Annotated in this window: 14 protein-coding genes, 5 tRNA genes and 1 pseudogene; 7 read left to right on the top strand and 13 right to left on the bottom strand. The window is 46.5% G+C overall.

Going from position 1 to position 18,500, the window contains the following annotated elements:
• Nucleotides 1-3 precede the first annotated feature (3 nt).
• On the top strand, nucleotides 4-1,182 hold the full coding sequence (locus L0B52_RS06030) for a mechanosensitive ion channel family protein (RefSeq protein WP_235063833.1): 1,179 nt from the start codon (nucleotides 4-6) through the stop codon (nucleotides 1,180-1,182).
• Between the two features lie 57 nt (nucleotides 1,183-1,239).
• Here L0B52_RS06030 and L0B52_RS06025 read toward each other — a convergent pair whose 3' ends face one another.
• The 8 genes from L0B52_RS06025 to L0B52_RS05990 all read right to left on the bottom strand — a co-directional run bounded on the left by L0B52_RS06025 (nucleotide 1,240) and on the right by L0B52_RS05990 (nucleotide 6,570).
• Nucleotides 1,240-2,667: a DUF945 family protein gene (locus L0B52_RS06025; RefSeq protein ID WP_235063832.1), complete on the bottom strand. Its 1,428-nt coding sequence runs from the start codon at nucleotides 2,665-2,667 to the stop codon at nucleotides 1,240-1,242.
• An 88-nt stretch (nucleotides 2,668-2,755) separates the two neighbouring features.
• Nucleotides 2,756-3,301 (bottom strand): DUF2062 domain-containing protein, encoded by a 546-nt coding sequence (locus L0B52_RS06020; protein ID WP_235063831.1) that lies wholly within the window; start codon nucleotides 3,299-3,301, stop codon nucleotides 2,756-2,758.
• A 16-nt stretch (nucleotides 3,302-3,317) separates the two neighbouring features.
• The gene (locus tag L0B52_RS06015) at nucleotides 3,318-4,145 is read right to left on the bottom strand and encodes an RsiV family protein (RefSeq protein WP_235063830.1); all 828 of its coding nucleotides are present in this window, start codon (nucleotides 4,143-4,145) and stop codon (nucleotides 3,318-3,320) included.
• Nucleotides 4,146-4,258: 113 nt separating this feature from the next.
• Nucleotides 4,259-4,335: transfer RNA gene (locus L0B52_RS06010), tRNA-His, on the bottom strand.
• Nucleotides 4,336-4,354: 19 nt separating this feature from the next.
• Nucleotides 4,355-4,431 (bottom strand) — tRNA-Arg (locus L0B52_RS06005).
• Nucleotides 4,432-4,450: 19 nt separating this feature from the next.
• A tRNA-Pro gene (locus L0B52_RS06000) sits at nucleotides 4,451-4,527 on the bottom strand.
• Between the two features lie 76 nt (nucleotides 4,528-4,603).
• The gene (mgtE, locus tag L0B52_RS05995) at nucleotides 4,604-5,974 is read right to left on the bottom strand and encodes a magnesium transporter (RefSeq protein ID WP_235063829.1); all 1,371 of its coding nucleotides are present in this window, start codon (nucleotides 5,972-5,974) and stop codon (nucleotides 4,604-4,606) included.
• Nucleotides 5,975-6,210: 236 nt separating this feature from the next.
• The gene (locus L0B52_RS05990; protein ID WP_235063828.1) at nucleotides 6,211-6,570 is read right to left on the bottom strand and encodes a hypothetical protein; all 360 of its coding nucleotides are present in this window, start codon (nucleotides 6,568-6,570) and stop codon (nucleotides 6,211-6,213) included.
• A gap of 217 nt (nucleotides 6,571-6,787) precedes the next feature.
• On the opposite strand from L0B52_RS05990, the gene L0B52_RS05985 reads away from it, so the two are divergent.
• From L0B52_RS05985 to L0B52_RS05975, 3 genes are all read left to right on the top strand, one after another.
• Nucleotides 6,788-7,156: a DUF488 domain-containing protein gene (locus L0B52_RS05985; RefSeq protein ID WP_235063827.1), complete on the top strand. Its 369-nt coding sequence runs from the start codon at nucleotides 6,788-6,790 to the stop codon at nucleotides 7,154-7,156.
• Nucleotides 7,157-7,276: 120 nt separating this feature from the next.
• On the top strand, nucleotides 7,277-9,850 hold the full coding sequence (gene clpB / locus L0B52_RS05980) for an ATP-dependent chaperone ClpB (protein ID WP_235063826.1): 2,574 nt from the start codon (nucleotides 7,277-7,279) through the stop codon (nucleotides 9,848-9,850).
• A gap of 254 nt (nucleotides 9,851-10,104) precedes the next feature.
• Complete coding sequence (locus tag L0B52_RS05975; RefSeq protein WP_235063825.1) at nucleotides 10,105-10,797, top strand: NYN domain-containing protein; 693 nt, start codon at nucleotides 10,105-10,107, stop codon at nucleotides 10,795-10,797.
• A gap of 27 nt (nucleotides 10,798-10,824) precedes the next feature.
• Here L0B52_RS05975 and L0B52_RS05970 read toward each other — a convergent pair.
• Nucleotides 10,825-10,912, bottom strand: a tRNA-Ser gene (locus L0B52_RS05970).
• A gap of 125 nt (nucleotides 10,913-11,037) precedes the next feature.
• Between L0B52_RS05970 and L0B52_RS09705 the strand changes: the two are divergent.
• The 3 genes and pseudogenes from L0B52_RS09705 to L0B52_RS05960 form a co-directional block, all read left to right on the top strand.
• Nucleotides 11,038-11,184 (top strand): annotated as a pseudogene (locus tag L0B52_RS09705) (hypothetical protein); the annotation flags it as partial.
• A gap of 500 nt (nucleotides 11,185-11,684) precedes the next feature.
• The gene (locus L0B52_RS05965; RefSeq protein ID WP_235063824.1) at nucleotides 11,685-12,407 is read left to right on the top strand and encodes a DUF5343 domain-containing protein; all 723 of its coding nucleotides are present in this window, start codon (nucleotides 11,685-11,687) and stop codon (nucleotides 12,405-12,407) included.
• A 4-nt stretch (nucleotides 12,408-12,411) separates the two neighbouring features.
• Nucleotides 12,412-12,924: a hypothetical protein gene (locus L0B52_RS05960; RefSeq protein WP_235063823.1), complete on the top strand. Its 513-nt coding sequence runs from the start codon at nucleotides 12,412-12,414 to the stop codon at nucleotides 12,922-12,924.
• 334 nt (nucleotides 12,925-13,258) lie between these two features.
• Here L0B52_RS05960 and L0B52_RS05955 read toward each other — a convergent pair.
• From L0B52_RS05955 to metE, 4 genes are all read right to left on the bottom strand, one after another.
• Nucleotides 13,259-13,349 (bottom strand) — tRNA-Ser (locus L0B52_RS05955).
• A gap of 117 nt (nucleotides 13,350-13,466) precedes the next feature.
• On the bottom strand, nucleotides 13,467-15,551 hold the full coding sequence (pnp, locus tag L0B52_RS05950) for a polyribonucleotide nucleotidyltransferase (protein ID WP_235063822.1): 2,085 nt from the start codon (nucleotides 15,549-15,551) through the stop codon (nucleotides 13,467-13,469).
• Nucleotides 15,552-15,572: 21 nt separating this feature from the next.
• Nucleotides 15,573-15,839, bottom strand: a complete 267-nt coding sequence (gene rpsO / locus L0B52_RS05945) for a 30S ribosomal protein S15 (RefSeq protein WP_235063821.1) — start codon at nucleotides 15,837-15,839, stop codon at nucleotides 15,573-15,575.
• Nucleotides 15,840-15,993: 154 nt separating this feature from the next.
• Complete coding sequence (metE, locus tag L0B52_RS05940; protein WP_235063820.1) at nucleotides 15,994-18,282, bottom strand: 5-methyltetrahydropteroyltriglutamate--homocysteine S-methyltransferase; 2,289 nt, start codon at nucleotides 18,280-18,282, stop codon at nucleotides 15,994-15,996.
• Between the last annotated feature and the right edge of the window lie 218 nt (nucleotides 18,283-18,500).

The following is an 18,500-nucleotide window of genomic DNA, read 5'->3' as shown; positions in this document are numbered from 1 at the left end:
CTTATGGCAGAATCCGGCAGCACACAAAATACGGATACCGTCCCTGGTGATATTGATTTTACCGATGTTGATGAAGTCCTTGGTATCAATACCTTAAGTGATTTATGGCAGGAACAAGGGGTGCCGATGTTGGCGCAAGCTTGGGATTATCTGCCGTTTATCCTTGCTGCAGTTATTTTGGTGGTCCTTTATACCCTGATTTTCTGGGGATTGCGTCTGGCAAGTTCGACCTTGCTGCGACGGATGATTAAAGATGACGATAAATATAAAGCCGCCAGGCAGCTGAGCCAAACGGTTATCCGCCTCACCTGGCTAATGATTTGTGCAGTGACGGTCTTTGCGCTGATGCCGTTTACTGAAAACTATACCGCGTCGATTGCGCGCGCTTATGCGCTGCTGTTGTTTTTACTGCTGGGGTGGTCAGGGCTACATTATTTTATTCGCCTGCAATCAAGGCGCCATGATTTTGACGAAAGCCTGACCTTGCTGTTGAAAAATATCGTGCGGATTTTGCTCGTGTTGCTCGGGATTTATTTAATCTTTCGTCAGTTCGGGGTTAATTTACTGCCGATTCTTGGTGGTTTGGGTGTGGTTGGTTTGGCGGTCGGTTTTGCTGCACAAGACATCCTCGCTAACTTTATCAGTGGTATTACCTTGCTGATTGACCGTCCGTTTCGTATTGGCGATTGGATTCGCACCAACGACCATGAAGGACGGGTTAAAGGGCTTACCTTGCGCACCACGCGTATTCGTACGCGCAATAACGAATATGTATCGATTCCCAATAAAGATTTGGCCGGCTCGGTGGTTACCAATCTTTCTCATGGTGGGCCGCTGCGTGTCGATATACCGCTTGGCGTCGCGTATAAAAGCGATATTGATCAAGTACGTGAAGTGCTACTAGAGGTGATTGAATCTTTTGAGGTGGTGCTCACACGTCCGGCACCGGTTGTGATGGTCAAGGAATTGGGCGATAGTTCGGTTAATGTCCTGATGCGTATCTGGTTAAGCGATGAAGATCTTGGTCGCTATCCGACGATTCGCATGACCATTCTGGAAGCGGCAAAAAAAGCGCTAGACGCCCATGAGATAGAAATTCCATTCCCGCACCTGCAGTTGCATATCGATGGCGCTAAAGCGTTAGAGCCATTTTTTGCAGCAAAGAAAGATAAAGGTGAATAACGCAAAAAGGGCGCAGTAGCGCCCTTTTTTATTGCTAGATTGGCGGATTCCTGCTTGTTAGAACGGCAGTGGTTCACCATTAAGTGTTGCGGCGTCTGGGGTGATATTTAGCTCAGCATCAAGATTACCATCGTCGTCATAGAGTTTATCTTGCGGCACGCCACTCATCAGCAACGCAAACGATAAACCAGAGTTGCCAACGAATGCTTTGCTCGCCTGTGCTTTAAGGTGTGTACCTGCTAATAAACGACGGATCGCCTGTGGATCTTCCTCCATCGCCCATTGATCTTCTTCACTGCGGATATTCTCGACAAATTCGCCCGCGATATTGAGCATATTCTCATCTTTCTTATCTAGATCGATGTTGATGTTTGCGTGTAGATCTTGTGCGAATAAGTTGCTATCAAATAAGTCTTTGCTAAGCATTTGCAGCGTATATTGATCTAAGGTGCCGATAATAGCGTTCGTCATTAAGCCCTCAGAAAAGGCATTCACGCTGTCGGCGGTAAACGGTGCAACCGAGATGTCTACATCCATTTGATCTGGGATTAAACGCTCGCTCTCTGCAGGTAGGTCATTAACTTTAAATTTACCTTTAGCCGTGATTTGTAAACGATAATCTTCGTCTTCCGGTAAAAAGCCATAGAGCAATTCAAAATCTTTAAACTCTCCACTAACCCTATCCTTGCCTTCTGGGGCGATATTATAGGTTAACTGATCTGCTGATAAACCAAGCGCGGAGGGAAGACCTTCTGAGGTGACGCTAACTTTTTCGTTGAAATCTTTAATGTCGATATTGGCCTTTGATCCAGTTTTTTCATCATTAAAGACAAAATTAAGCGTGTCAATATCAACAGTGGCTGTTCTATCATCAAGATTATAGGCGTGAAGGTTAAAGTCTGAGAGCGTGGCAAAACCATCCTCAGCTTTTATATCTGCCCCAGAAAAAGCGATTTTAATATCGGCTTTTTCGGGATTTTTTCTCGGAGCTTGATAATCAATTTCCGCACCTTTAAAGAAGATAGTGGTGCTGCTATCGTCTTTAGCGGTAACTTCTTTTAGCTCAGTGTGGGATTTAATGTTACCAAAAAACGTATTTTTGGTTTGTGTCATCAGCCAGTCTTTAGGTAAATGCTCACCAACAACGCCGGTTGGCTGCGCAGCCTGGGTAGTTGTTGCAATATGCGTATTCAATCCGGATAAGCTTAATGGCGCGTGGCTGATATGAACATCAAGATCACTTTCATAATAAACCTCATCAAGATATGTATCGGCCCATTTAAAATGAACTTTGGCATCGGAGCTGAAATAACCCCGTTGGTAATCGGTTAACGAAATTTCGATACCTTGTGCTGCTAGCAACCCCGTAGGCATTTCATCAAAATTTTTGCGCACTTGTTCTTCGGTTGCTTTTGAGACAAAATATGGTGCGACTAATGCACCCGCTGCATAGAGCACGGCAACGGCTAACAGAGCTTTTTTCATAGCGTCCTCGTTAAAGTAAAAAACTATTCTATGCTAATTTATTAGTAATGAGAAGCAAATCGGAAATAGCTTGGTGTGACGTCCTCTATCAGTCGTCTTTTTTGATCGTGATGGTGGTTTGTCCACGTTTGCGACGACTGCGTTGGTGGGTTAATAAATGCCAGCGCCACCAACCGATTACCACACCATAGGTAATCGCTGCAAAGACCACACCAACGATTAAAGAACCGGAAAATAAAGGCAGCAGAATATGGCCACCTAAGCGGCTTAACGCCCCCATATTGAACATATCATCATGGAGTGACAGTGGCGTCACATCGAGAATCCAGCAACCGAGACGATACTGGGCATAAAAAGCAGGTGCCATGGTGATTGGATTCGACCAAAAGGTGGCGAGCAGTGCTGCTGGCAAATTAACCCGCGAAAAGATGGCAATAATCGCGGCGAGCAAATTCTGGATTGGTAAGGGTAGCGCGCCACAGAACACGCCAATCGCTAAACCGCGCGCAATATTTTGTCGATTGACCTGCCAAATCGCGGCGTGTTTGAAATAACGCGCCAATGGACGCAATATCCGTTGGCGCATAATAAAATTATGGCTGGGTAAAATCCGCTTGAAGAAAAATTTTGCCATCCTAAACGTAAAAGCGTTAGCGCATCAGCTGCTTTTGTACATCAACCGGCCAACTACGCGCAGCAGTCAATACATCTGGGCGAATGACTCCTTCGAGTTTGTCCGCAGCAATAAAAATCACCGGCATACCGAGTGTGCGTGGGCCAACCGCGTATTGTGGGTAGGAGAAAACCAACCCATCTTGTGATGGCGCCCAATTGTCTGTGCCTTTTACTTCCATCGCAGCGATCATTTCAGCAGCTTGGTTCGCGTTGTAATCGTGTTTTTGTAGCCACGCGCTAAGCGCATCAGCTTGTAGCTGATAAAGTTGCTCACCTTGGCCGCTGACCAACACATCTTCAAGCATCAAACGCGTTTGCGTGGCGTGATCAAACACAGCAAGCTCGCGCCAATTTTCGCCATTAGCGGCTTTGATTGCTATTTTATAGCCTTGCTCGACCAAAACTTGCAATCCACCTTGACGGCCGATGCGTTGCCAGCGAATATTGAGCTCACCGATGCCGTTTTGTGCCACACCTAAAGCGGTTTGTTCACGTACATACGCATCCATGGCATCTTCTAAAGAACCCGATTGGTTATCGATGCCAGTGAGTTGTGCGCGCAAGCTATCAACCAACCATGTGTTGAGCCACGCATCGAGACCTTCCGGGTATTCCAGGGTAACCGCGCTGCAGTCTTGTTCTGCTTGTGAACGAGCTGAGGCACAATATTGTTTATTGAGCGTGCGTTCAACCACCATATTCGCCGGTGGCGAAGGCTCCGGGGTGTCGTGATGCGCGAATACCGGGGGGGCAATAAATATGCCCATCAAGGTGAACAAAACAAACGAAAGAGAAAAAGCCATACGCTGCTCCAGCTAGGTTGACGCTGTAAAGATATCAGAATAGCACGAAACACACACTGACTACTCGGTAATCGAGCGATCATCACGGGGATCAAAAAGGGAATAACATGAAGTGGGGTGGATGATGGGATTCGAACCCACGACCTCCGGAATCACAATCCAGCGCTCTAACCATCTGAGCTACACCCACCATTGAATTTGGCCGCCGTTGGCGCGCCCGACAGGACTCGAACCTGTAACCTACGGCTTAGAAGGCCGTTGCTCTATCCAGTTGAGCTACGGGCACGTAGGATAAAGCGAAAAAATGGTCGGAGTAGAGGGATTCGAACCCCCGACCCCTTGGTCCCAAACCAAGTGCGCTACCAGCCTGCGCTATACTCCGACATGTTGAGAGGCGAGTATAGTAATGATCTTGCTTGAGCGCGTCAAGCAAAAACACGATAAAAAGCGTTTTTTCTTTATATCCACAAAGTGGCCAGACCAAGCAAGACCAGAAAACCAATCACATCAGTGACCGTGGTTAAGATCACCGAGCCGGCCAAGGCTGGATCAATCTTCAATCTTTTCAATAATAAAGGAATACCGACACCAGAAATTGCCGCACATAGCAAGTTGATAAAAATGGCGCACACAACAATCGCAGCAAGGTTGACTTGATCGAACCAAATCAAGGCGATACTCGCAGTGATCACCCCCCACACTAAACCATTGATCACCCCGATAAACACCTCACGCCATAATAGTGACCAGGCGTTAGAGCCTTCAATCTGGCCAAGGGCAATCCCGCGGATGATGATGGTGAGCGATTGTGAGCCGGCAATTCCGCCCATACTCGCCACCACCGGGCTTAGTGCTGCTAAAGCGACCGCTTTTTCAATCGTATCGCCGAACGCGTTGATCACCGATGCGGCGAGCAAGGCGGTAAGTAAGTTAATTCCTAGCCAGATGCCGCGGCTGATCGTGGCTTTGCGAATCGGGGCAAATGTATCAACGTCTTCATCCAAACCGGCGGTATTCATCAACGCACGTTCGGATTCTTCTTGAATAAAATCGACCACATCATCAACGGTTATTCGCCCGACGAGCTGCTGATGATCGTTTAGTACCGGGGCAGATATCAAGTCGTGTTCGCGAAATTGCTGCGCGACCACGAATGCGGTGTCATTCACATTAAAAGCGATAAATTCGCTGTCCATCACTTCAGCAACTAAGGCATCGCTGTTTGCAGTAAGCAGGCGGGTGAGAATCAGCTCACCTTCGAGATGGCCATCGCGATCGACCACGAATATTTTGCTGGTAATATCGGGTAAATCGTCCATGCGTCGCAGATAGCGGATGACCGTTTCGACCTGCACATCAGAGCGTACGCTGATCGCATCGGTGTTCATCATCCCACCGGCGCTCTCATCGTCGTATTCGAGCATCTCGGCCAAGCGTTCTCGTTGAGCAACGTCGAATGAGCTCAATAATTGCAGTGCGGTATCTTCGGGGATATCCTGCAGGAAGTCGACCAAATCGTCGTCATCCATTAACTCGACGGTGTGTCGCAATTCTTCTGGCGACATATCCTCAACGATGTCTTCAAGTGCGCTTTCGCCTAAATGCGCAAGCACATCGCCGTTATAGTCTTCATCGACCACTTCCCAAACCTGTTCACGTTCGTTTGGTGGCAAGGATTCGAGGATACGCGCGATTTCAGCCGGCGCCATCTCATTGACGACCAGTTCCACTTCCTGCAAATTATCTTCGCTAAGCGCTTCGCGAACTTGTGCTAAAGGAGATAGCGTTTCTTGTTCTTCCTCGTGGCGTGGAGACTCGAATTCGCTCATAGTTTTACTCCTTATGATGGTTATCGCTGAACAGGCCGCACAATCGCCCCAGCGTATTAATATCAGGATGAGGTGATGAACAGTAGAGAAGGTCGCGCAAAGGCGAAAATCAGCTTTTATTTTTACCGAATGAGGCTGCCATTGCAAGGCTTAATCGTTTTTTTACCCTAAAAATGTACGCCTTTTACCGGCAGTTGATACCATACATTTTTTGTTGGGATAGCGGGTCGCTCACCTTAGCCCTGAACAAACTTCATAAACCGTTCAAACTCGCGACGAGCCTCGCGAAAGGTAACGTTATTTTCAGCAGCAATCTCTTTTAAGCGTGCCTCAATGGGTCTGCGTAGTTTTAGATATTCGCGGAAATATTTAACGAATGGAATCAACCAAATAATCAGTGCAATGATGGTGATAATAGCGGCGGTAATAATTGGAACACCTGTAGCAAGTAATGCTCGCGAGCCAAAAGCAATCGGCAACCCCATTAAGCCGAAAGTACTAACCTTTTTTTGAGCTAGTTGAGCGAGAAGATGTTGCTCAGAGAGTTGTAGAAAATCCTCCGCTAAGTTTGGCGTGTCCGCTTCATCTTGAGACATATTCTTCTCCTAGTGAGTAGGGCGAAACAATAAAGACAACAATAAGATAACGCATTTTAATATATTAAATACGGTTTATGATGGTTTCAAGAAGAACCATTACAATGGGTATCTAAATCCCTATAAATAGGAGCTACCTTACAACCAGCGAGTTCTAATCACTCGCTGCTAAGCCTTGTATGATGGTATTGAATGATTGAAGTGATGGAGGTGCTTTATGGCAATTCAAACCAAACGCGTTTATGAAGAGGCCGATGAAAAAGATGGTTTTAGAATCCTTGTTGACCGGCTTTGGCCGAGAGGGCGTTCAAAAGAAGATGCACAGGTCGATGTATGGCTAAAATCAATTGCGCCTTCTGATGAACTGCGCAAATGGTTCGATCACGAAGAGGAAAAGTGGCTCGAATTCAAAAAGCGCTATTTCACAGAATTAGATGGCAACCAAGAAGTGGTTGATGAATTGCTGTCTTACACTGATCATAAAACCATCAGTCTGTTGTTTGCAGCAAAAGATAGCAAACATAATAATGCGGTGGCGTTACAGGCCTATATCGAAAAACAGCTGAAAGGAAACACCAGCAATTAACTGGCTGATATGGCGCGATATTATGCAAAATATGACCAAAAAATAACCTTTACCACCTTGCATATTTTTTGATTGACCACATTTATTAAATAAGTATTTTTAATTATTTGAGGATCTTTTATGCAACAAAAAATGACCGCACGCTTTCAAGAAGCGATTGCCGCTGCGCAGTCTTTAGCAGTCGGCAAAGATCATAATCAAATCGAGCCTGCGCATATCCTGCATGCGCTGCTTAATCAACAAGGTGGCGCGAGCGTTTCTATCTTGCGTCAAGCAGGGGTAGACATCGCGACCTTGCGACAAAAACTTGATGCGTTGATTGCTGATTTGCCGACTGTGGGCAACCCTACTGGACAGGTCAATGCGTCGCCAGAAACGATTCGTTTATTGAACTTATGCGATAAAGCAGCGCAGCAAAACGGCGACAGTTACATTTCATCAGAATTGTTCTTGCTCGCCATGCTTGAGGCCAAAGGGCCGCTAGCGACCGTTTTAAAAGACAGTGGCGCACAAAAAGCCAAGCTCACTGAGGTGATTAATGAATTGCGCGGTGGTGAACCAGTCACCGATGAAAATGCTGAAGATAAACGCGAAGCACTGAAAAAATATACCCTCGATGTTACTCAGCGCGCTGAAGACGGCAAAATCGACCCAGTGATCGGTCGTGACGAGGAAATTCGTCGTGCGATGCAGATTTTGCAGCGTCGCAGCAAGAATAACCCAGTGTTAATTGGTGAGCCTGGCGTGGGTAAAACCGCGATTGTTGAAGGGCTCGCACAGCGCATTGTTAATGGAGAAGTGCCCGAAAGCTTGAAAGGCAAACGTCTGTTGTCATTAGACCTCGCTGCATTACTCGCAGGCACCAAATACCGTGGTGAGTTCGAAGAGCGCTTAAAAGCGGTATTGACCGATATTGAAAAATCCGATGGGCAGATCATTCTGTTCATTGATGAGATTCATATGATGGTTGGTGCGGGTAAAACCGAAGGGTCGATGGATGCCGGCAATATGCTCAAGCCTGCGTTAGCGCGCGGTGAATTGCATTGTATCGGCGCGACGACGCTTGATGAATACCGTCAGCATATGGAAAAAGATGCGGCATTGGAGCGTCGTTTCCAGAAAGTGATCATTGATGAGCCGAGCGTGGAAGATACGATTGCGATCTTGCGTGGTTTGCAGGAGCGTTACGAAGTCCACCACGGGATTAAGATTACCGACCCGGCGTTGGTGGCGGCAGCGGTGTTATCGCATCGCTATATCAGCGACCGTAAATTGCCGGATAAAGCGATTGATTTGATCGATGAGGCGGCGGCGCAAATCCGTATGGAGCTTGATTCTAAGCCGGAGAGCATGGACCGCATCGATCGCCGTTTGATCCAGTTGAAAATGGAGCGTTTGGCGCTCGAGAAAGAATCTGATGATGCGTCGAAAAAACGTTTGGCGGATATTGAAGACGATATCGCCGAACTGGAAAAAGAATACGCGGATTTGGAAGAAATCTGGCAGGCTGAGAAGGCCAATATTCAAGACGGCGCGAGCATTACCGAGGAAATCGATAAGCTGCGCACAGAATTGGAAGCTGCGAAGCGACAAGGCGATTTTGCGCGAATGAGCGAAATCCAATACGGCGAGCTGCCCGCGTTAGAAAAACGGCGCGCAGAAGCAGAAAGCGCTGAAGACGTTCCAGAGAACCAATTGGTGCGCAGTGAAGTAACCGATGAGGAAATCGCCTACATCGTTTCGCGCTGGACGGGCATTCCAGTGAGTAAAATGATGGAAAGCGAACGCGAAAAACTGCTGCAGCTAGAAAGCGTACTCAATCAGCGTGTGATCGGTCAGCAGGCCGCTGTTGAGGCGGTATCGAACGCGATTCGCCGTAGCCGCGCGGGTTTGTCCGACCCGAACCGTCCGATTGGCTCGTTCCTGTTTTTAGGTCCAACTGGCGTCGGTAAAACCGAATTGGCACGCACCTTGGCGCAGTTCCTCTTTGATAGCGACGAAGCGATGATTCGTGTGGATATGAGCGAATTTATGGAAAAACACAGCGTCGCACGTTTGATTGGTGCGCCTCCGGGCTATGTGGGGTATGACCAAGGTGGGTATCTCACCGAAGCGGTGCGCCGTAAGCCGTATTCAGTGATCCTTTTTGATGAGGTGGAAAAAGCGCATGGTGATGTGTTTAACATTCTCTTGCAGGTGCTCGATGATGGCCGCTTGACCGACGGACAAGGGCGCACGGTGGATTTCCGCAATACCGTAATCATCATGACTTCGAATCTTGGTAGTGATCTGATTCAGGCGATGAGTGAGAAATCGTATGAGGAAATGAAGGACGCGGTGATGGAAGTGGTTGGCAGTCATTTCCGTCCGGAATTCATTAACCGTATTGATGAAGCGGTGGTCTTCCACGGATTGGGTAAAGAACATATGGCTGATATTGCGCGCATCCAGTTGGCACACCTTGAGCGCCGCTTACAAGAGCGCGAATTACAGCTCAAGATCAGCGATAACGCGCTCGATGAATTGGTGGAAGTGGGGTATGACCCATTGTTTGGCGCACGACCGCTCAAGCGCGCTATCCAGCAATATTTGGAAAACCCATTGGCGCAGGATATCCTCGCTGGCAAGTTTGCCCCAGGAAGCGAGATCCATATCGACTACAACGCCGATCAAGGCTTCACATTTACTAACTAACCGCGTTTATCAGCACAAAACAAACGCCCCGCAAGGGGCGTTTTTTAGAGATTAACTATTTTATTAAGCAATGTATTAAATGGTATCAAAAGATAAAAATAACAACGCTTGAATCATCTATTTTTTGTGGGTGAGAATAAGCTTGCTATATCACTATAAGTTGACTATAATAACTGCGAATCCGCCCCTCTGGAGTAAGTGCATCGCAAATCAAGATGTAACCGAAACTTGGGGCTTTTTTTTGGATAAAGTGTATGAAAACTGCGGTATTGATAGATGGTGGTTTTTTCCTAAAAAGGTACCAAAAACTCAATAAAGGTTGGATTGAACATACTCCACAACAAGTGGCGAAAAATATATATCATCATGCACTTAAAGATGTAGAGAAACTAAATCAATTAGCCAGAAATAATGGATTCCATAAAAGAGAACTTTACAGGATATTCTTTTATGACTGCCCTCCTGAGACTAAAAAAATATGTCATCCTTTAACGGGCGAACAGATTGATTTAAAAATATCTAAAACAGCTGTATTCCGTTCACAATTACATATTGAACTCAAAAAGAAAAGAAAACTAGCTTTGAGGTTAGGAAAGATTGCATCCTATGGAGAATGGCAATTAGGCGAGAAACAATTAAAGAAACTACTATCTAAAAAAATGACTATTGAACAATTAGAAGCCCGAGACATCAAATACAAAATGACACAAAAAGGTGTTGATATGAGGCTTGGTCTAGATATTTCATCATTAGCATATGAAGGTCATATTGATCAGATAGTACTTATTGCCGGAGACAGTGATTTTGTTCCAGCTGCTAAAATGGCACGCAGAGCAGGGATTGATTTTATTCTTGATCCAATGTGGCATGAAATTAGTAGCGATCTTCATGAACATATTGATGGAATTGTATCGGCAGCTATTAATCCACAGTTAAAACACGACTAAAAGAGTAAGAAATAAGACCAAAAGTGTCGGAGAGAGAGGGATTCGAATCCTCGATACGCTATTAACGTATACACACTTTCCAGGCGTGCGCATTCAACCACTCTGCCATCTCTCCGGTTTAAGAAGGGTGGTGCAAATGCGCCACCCTGTGTTTTATCATAAAGATGATACTAACGTGACAAACAGGCGCTTATGCGTGCCTGTCTGGTTGCTGTTAGCGTTAATGGTTAAAAATTAGTCTTATTTGGCGCAAGACCGCTCAAGCGTGCTACCCAACAGTATTTGGAAAACCCATTGGCGCAGGATATCCTCGCTGGCAAGCCTGCTCCAGGCAGTGAGATCCATATCGACTACAGCGCTGATCAAGGCTTCATGTCTACCAACTAACCGCTTTGATTAGTAGAAAGTAAACACTTTGAGGCGAATCGAACCCCATAAGTCAGACAAAACTTATGGGGTTCATTTTTTTATAGTAAAAGGTTGTTTTTATGTTTATGACAGGCGTAAAGGCCGAGTCTGCATCTTCGATATAAGTAACTAGCAATACCATACTTGCGGCATAGCTCTTTAGCAGGTGCTACTTCTACTTCTTTTTAATCAACAATATTTTTGTCTCAGTTATTCATTTGGCCATTTCAAAACTTCTTATAGGTAATTTAGAAGAAATTCTACAATTGAGTTGTGTTACTTTAGGGGTATGTAAGAGTTATTAGTCACGTTTTCTTTAATACCTTTTAGACTTGCGTTCAAAGAATGGTTTGTTAGAAGGTTGATTTTTATATGCTATTGGTATTCATGTTGTGATATAAGGTAACTTCGGTTTATATATATTAAATTGTTAGCCGTTATAGATTTTAGAAATTAGTGATATTGAGGAGAAATGTAATATGGCAAATGGGAATGCATCTTTTCCAAAAATAGCTGCTGCCAGCTGGTGGAAGCTTAGAGATCTTTTCAAACAGAAAGTACCAGCCATAGTCACTCCTACCTATTTGGTATCAACGCTTTCAATGAGTGAAGCGTCAGCAAAGTCGAACTTGATTGGCCCGTTTAAAAAAATCGGGATAATTGATGGCGATGGTAAGCCCACGGATAGAGCATATGACTGGAGAGATGACCAAAAATATAAAGCGGTATGTGAGAATCTAATTGAGGATTATTATCCTCAGGAAATTAAAGATATATTTCATTCACCCGATACCGATCTACAACAGCTAACAAATTGGTTTATGAGCCATGCTAGGTGTGGTGAGCCTGCTGCGAAAATGTATGCGCGTTTCTATATTTTATTGCTAAAAGCTGATCCTTCAGAAGCAGAAGAGGCAACGGGAAAAAAGAAAACCATAAAAAAAGCATCTGTTAAGCCAAAGCAAAAGGAAGTAAAAACTGTTAAAAAGCTAGAGGCTGAGGTTTCTGAGAGTGATCCTAGTATTCAAACCCCTGTTACACCTATTCCAGCACATGCAGCACAGCCCGTTCAAACAGTTTTAAATAATGCTCCTGAGCTACATATAAACATACAGTTGCATATATCACCAGAGTCTTCAGCAGAACAGATAGACAAAATATTTGAAAGTATGGCGAAGCACTTAAAGGATTTTAATAAATAAGCTTATGTTTTCTTCAAATGACATCAAGGGGTTAGTTTCAGCCATTGAAAAAGACTGTGAAGATACATTACTACCCCCTGAAGGAGGTTTAGAAGCTATTGGGCAGCCCATCATCCCTTTCGAGCTCATAAGAGGAACTCGAGGATATCTAGAGCGTATAACCCATCAGATAAATGGCACTTATATAAATGGATGGTATGACGCTTGTGCGGTAATGATTAGGCGGCTTATTGAAACATTGATCATTGAGTCATTTGAGAATAATAACATTGCTCAAAATATTAAAAACTCTATGGGTGATTTTTTCTATCTCTCAGATTTAATTTCTAAAACTCTCGACGAGAAAATATGGAATCTAAGCAGAAATGCACGACAAGCTCTGCCAAAACTCAAAGATATCGGTGATAAATCCGCTCATAGTAGGAGATTTAACGCTGTCAGAAATGATATCGACAAAATAAATGCTGAAATTAGGGTTGTAGTACAAGAGTTGATGTATTTGGCAGGCTTAAAGTAAAAAGCGTTAACAAGCGCATGTGTTATCGGACTGGTTTTTCGCTGTGCTCTAAACTAGCCTCAAATGCGGGCTTAATCCTTATGATTCATGCGGCATAAAGCTGAACAAGAGGCTAAAAATTTGGACTATAACAATAAAGATTAAGAAAGTAGCTCAACCAGTATTTGCTCATAAATGGTAGTGAGTTTTCCTACTTCATCAATGTTAGCGAACCCAAGTAACTTTTACATAGTGTGTAAGTCACAACTACCCGACAGCAAAAGTGACGCAAAAATAGTATTACGTATCGCTTGGTAGTATTTCACATTCAGCCATTTCGAGCGAAAGTGAAAAGTGGCGGAGAGAGGGGGATTCGAACCCCCGATACGCTATTAACGTATACACACTTTCCAGGCGTGCGCATTCGACCACTCTGCCATCTCTCCGGTTTAAGAAGGGTGGTGCAGACGCGCCACCCTGTGTTTCATCATAAAGATGATGCTAACGTGACAAACAGGCGCTGAGATGCGCCTGTTTGGTTGCTATTAGCGTTAATGGTTGTCTTAGTCTTGTTTGGCTTCTTTGATCGATAAGCGAACGCGACCTTGGCGATCAACTTCAATCAATTTAACCTTAACTTCCTGACCTTCGCTAAGCTCGTCACGCACGTTTTCAACGCGGTAATCAGCGATTTGAGACACGTGTACCAAGCCTTCTTTGCCTGGCAGGAACGCAACAAATGCACCAAAGTCAGTGATTTTAACCACTTTACCGTCGTAAATACGACCAATTTCTGGCTCAGCGGTGATTTCTTCAATGATACGACGTGCTTCATCAGCAGCAGTTTTATCGACAGCGGCAATCTTGATGGTGCCATCGTCTTCGATTTCGATTGTAGCGCCGGTTTCTTCGGTGATCGAACGAATCGTTGCCCCACCTTTACCAATCACATCTTTGATTTTGTCGGTGTCGATACGCATGGTGCTAAAGCGCGGTGCGTATTCAGAAACCTCATCACGATGGTGATCAATCGCTTCGTTCATGATTCCTAAGATATGCAGACGGCCTTCTTTGGCTTGCTCTAGCGCTTGGTTCATGATCTCGCGGGTGATCCCGTTGATCTTGATGTCCATTTGCAGCGCAGTAATGCCATTAGCTGAACCGGCTACTTTGAAGTCCATGTCGCCAAGGTGATCTTCGTCGCCCAGGATGTCGGTTAAGACAGTAAAGCGCTCGCCTTCTTTAACCAGACCCATCGCAATACCCGCTACAGGCGCCTTGGTTGGCACGCCAGCGTCCATTAACGCCAAGCTTGTGCCGCACACAGAGGCCATTGAGCTAGAGCCATTAGATTCGGTGATTTCAGAAACCACACGCATCACATAGGGGAAATCCGCTTCGTCGGGTAACACGGCTTCAATACCACGACGCGCCAAGCGACCGTGACCAATTTCGCGGCGTTTTGGCGAACCAACACGACCGGTCTCACCGACAGAATACGGTGGGAAATTGTAGTGAAGCATGAACGGATCTTTGACTTCGCCACCCAAAGTGTCGAGCAATTGCGCATCGCGGCCTGTGCCTAACGTTGCTGCAACGATCGCTTGTGTTTCACCACGGGTGAATAATGCAGAACCATGTACGCGTGGCAGAATACCGGTGCGTACAGTGATCGGGCGAACGGTTAAGGTGTCGCGGCCATCAATGCGTGGCTCTTTAGCGAGCACACGATCACGCACAGTGCGGTATTCCAAGTCATGCACATAGTTGCCAACTTGTTTGGCGTTCCAGCCACCGTCTTCATCGCTAGCGAGCGCTTCGACCGCATCGCTGTGAATACCGGCGATGGTTGCCTGGCGAACTTGCTTATCAGGGATCTGATATGCTTCAACCAAGCGCTTGCCATAAGCGTCTTTAATTTTCTCATCGAGCGCGCTATCGCGGGCTGGCGCTTGCCAATCCCAAGCAGGTTTCGCTGCTTTATCGGCTAATTCGTTAATCGCGTTAATCACAGCTTGCATTTGCTCATGACCATACATCACAGCGCCAAGCATAACTTCTTCTGAGAGTTGATCGGCTTGCGATTCAACCATCAATACCGCTGATTCAGTCCCAGCAACCACTAAATCCAAATCAGATGCTTTAAGAGCGCTATCAGACGGGTTGAGCAAGTACTCACCCGCTTTATAGCCAACGCGCGCTGCACCAATCGGGCCGCTAAATGGTACGCCAGCGAGTTTTAACGCAGCCGATGCACCAATTAACGCCGGGATATCAGCGCTGACTTCAGGGTTATACGACATGACGGTCGCAATAATCTGAATTTCGTTGAAGAATCCTTCAGGGAATAATGGGCGAATAGGACGGTCGATTAACCGCGAGGTAAGGGTTTCAGCCTCACTAGGACGACCTTCACGCTTGAAAAACCCACCAGGGATTTTGCCCGCTGCGTAGGTTTTTTCTTGATAATCAACGGTTAGCGGGAAAAAGTCTTGTCCTTCCGCGACGTCTCGTTTTGCCACAGCAGTTACTAAAACGACTGTGTCATCCATATTTACCAACACAGCGCCATCAGCTTGACGGGCGATTTCGCCGGTTTCAAGCGTGACGTTGTGTTGTCCGTAAGCGAAAGAGATTGAATGTTTCACGCGATATCCTTAATTCTAATATTAGCGACGCAGACCTAAATCAGCGATCAATTGACGGTAGCCGTCAAAATTGGTGCGCTTGAGGTAGTCGAGAAGGTTACGACGGCTGCTAACCATTTTCAGCAGGCCGCGACGTGAGTGAAAGTCTTTTTTATTGCTTGCAAAATGGTTTTGCAGGTCAGTAATGCGCGCAGTCAATAGCGCGATTTGTACTTCTGGTGAACCAGTATCGCCTTCGGCGCGCTGGTATTTCTTAACAATTTCTTGTTTTTGTTCAAGGGTTAACATGTGTTGTTCTCCAAAATAGTTTACGCAAGCCGATGGCGTTAGGCTGTGGCGAAAGGCGCGAATTGTACGCTGATTTCTCTAAAAAGGCAAGTTTGCCAATAGATTACGCCACAAACAAAGCATCTTGTTCGTGGCGTAATCGGTGAGGTTAAGATTAGGCGGCAGCGCGGTGTTTTTTCCGAAGCTGATGCGCTGCGCTGACCATATGCTCTAAAGCGGCTTTGGTTTCAGGCCAGGCGCGGGTTTTTAGCCCACAATCCGGGTTGACCCATAGGCGCTCAACCGGGATTTTTTCCGCCGCTTTATTAATCAGCGCAACCATAGAATCGACAGTCGGCACATTGGGTGAGTGGATGTCATAAACCCCGGGGCCGATTTCGTTTGGATAATGGAAGTTCTCAAATACCTCGAGTAATTCCATATCCGAACGCGAAGTTTCGATGGTGATTACATCTGCGTCCATCTCGGTGATCGCAGCGATAATGTCGTTGAATTCGCTGTAACACATATGGGTGTGGATTTGCGTTTCGTTACGCACGCCATTCGCGCTTAAGCGGAATGCTTCAACTGCCCAGTCGAGATAAGGCTGCCAATGTTCACGTTTGAGCGGCAGGCCTTCACGTAACGCCGGTTCATCGATTTGGATTACATTTAGCCCGGCGGCTTCTAAATCGAGCACTTCATCACGAATCGCGAGGGCGATTTGTCGACAGGTGTCGGCGCGCGGCTGATCATCGCGCACAAACGACCAGTTGAGAATCGTGACCGGGCCGGTGAGCATCGCTTTCATATGGTGTTTGGTTTGCGCTTGTGCGTAAGCACTCCATGGAACGGTCATCGCTTTTGGCCGCGATACATCGCCGTAGATAATCGGTGGTTTGACGCAGCGTGAACCATACGATTGTACCCAGGCAAAACGGGTGAAGACATAGCCATCAAGCTGCTCGCCAAAATATTCGACCATGTCGTTACGCTCCGCCTCACCATGGACTAAAACATCCAAACCGAGTTCTTCCTGAATGGCGACACATTGATCGATATCAGCATGCATTGCGGCGATGTATTCTGCTTCGCTGATCCGTCCGGCGCGGTAATCGCTGCGGTATTTACGGATTTCTGCGGTTTGCGGGAATGAGCCGATGGTGGTGGTCGGCAGTAGCGGCAGCCGCAGGTGTGCGTGTTGTAATGGGGCGCGTTCGGCATAAGGCAGTTTGCGTGTGCCCATATCGGCATTCACCGCCGCACAGCGTTGCGCTACGGCGCTATTATGAACACGCGTTGAGGCGCGTCGGCTTGCCAGCGCAGCAGTGTTAGCATCAAGCTCATCACGCACGGCTTCACGGCCTTCTTCCAGCGCGACTTTCAGCACATGCAGTTCGCTGAGTTTCTGCTTGGCAAAGGCCAACCAGCTTTTGATTTCCGTATCGAGCGTGTCTTCTTGGCTTAGATCAACTGGCACATGCAGTAATGAGCTTGATGGCGCTAACCATAGGCGATCACCTAGGCGATCAGCAATCGGTTCGAGTTTGTCCAAGGTGGCATTCAGATCGGTTTTCCAGATATTGCGTCCGTCAATCACCCCCAGCGACAACACTTTCGTATCGCACCAATCGATCAAACGAAACACCTCGTGTTCTGCGTGCACGAGGTCCAGGTGAAACCCGTCAACGGGCAGTTCACGCAGGATATCCAAATTCGCGCCCAGATCGCTGAAATAGCTGGCGAGCAAGAGCTTGGGTTTGCTGCGGTGGAGTTGGTGGTAGGCGATATCAAACGCGTGTCGGAAATCGGCATCGAGTGTGGTGACCAAGCACGGCTCATCAATCTGCACCCACTGCGCGCCCGCGTCAGCGAGCTGATTGAGCAGGTCGTCATAAACCGGCAACAACTGTTCCAATAAATCGAGTTTATTGCTGCCGTCCTTTTCTTTACCCAGCCATAGGTAGCTCACCGGGCCAATAATCACCGGCTTGGCGTTAACACCAAGCGCTTGTGCTTCAGCGAGTTGCTCGAGCAGACGCTCTGCGTTCAAGGTGAAGGTGGTCTCGGCACTAAACTCCGGCACAATGTAGTGGTAATTGCTGTTAAACCATTTGGTCATTTCCCCAGCAGCGACGCCACCAGCGCTCTGATCAGCTGGGCTGCGTCCGCGAGCAGTACGGAAAAAAGCATCTAATTCGCTGCCCGGTAACTCGGTGACGCGGCTTGGCAAATTGCCCAAAGTTACGCTCATATCCAGCACTTGATCATAGAGCGAAAAATCACCGACTGGAACAAAATCAAGCACTTTTTGATCTTGCCAGTGGATGCTGCGTAAGCGTTTGGCGGTTTCTTGTAAGCTTTGTTCGCTGCTTTCGCCGCGCCAATAAGCTTCTTGAGCGAATTTAAGTTCGCGCTTTGCGCCAATGCGTGGATAGCCAAGATTGTGGATGGTAATCGTCATGAGATGCTCCTAAGTAAATGGGCGTAGGAGTACTATAGAGTGATCTATTTATGAATGGCAGTGATTGTTTTGCATAAGTATATGATTAATTGTCATGATTTGGGTGCGGTATATGTCTGCCAGACGATAAATTGATAGACGATCTTGTTTTTCTGTCACGCTAATATGAGCAAGATAAGCACGGTTTTTGTTAATTTTACGGCTGACTATTCTTTTCT

The organism is Suttonella sp. R2A3 (assembly GCF_021513215.1).
Classification (GTDB): domain Bacteria; phylum Pseudomonadota; class Gammaproteobacteria; order Cardiobacteriales; family Cardiobacteriaceae; genus JAHUUI01.
This window is presented reverse-complemented; position numbering and strand designations above follow the sequence as displayed.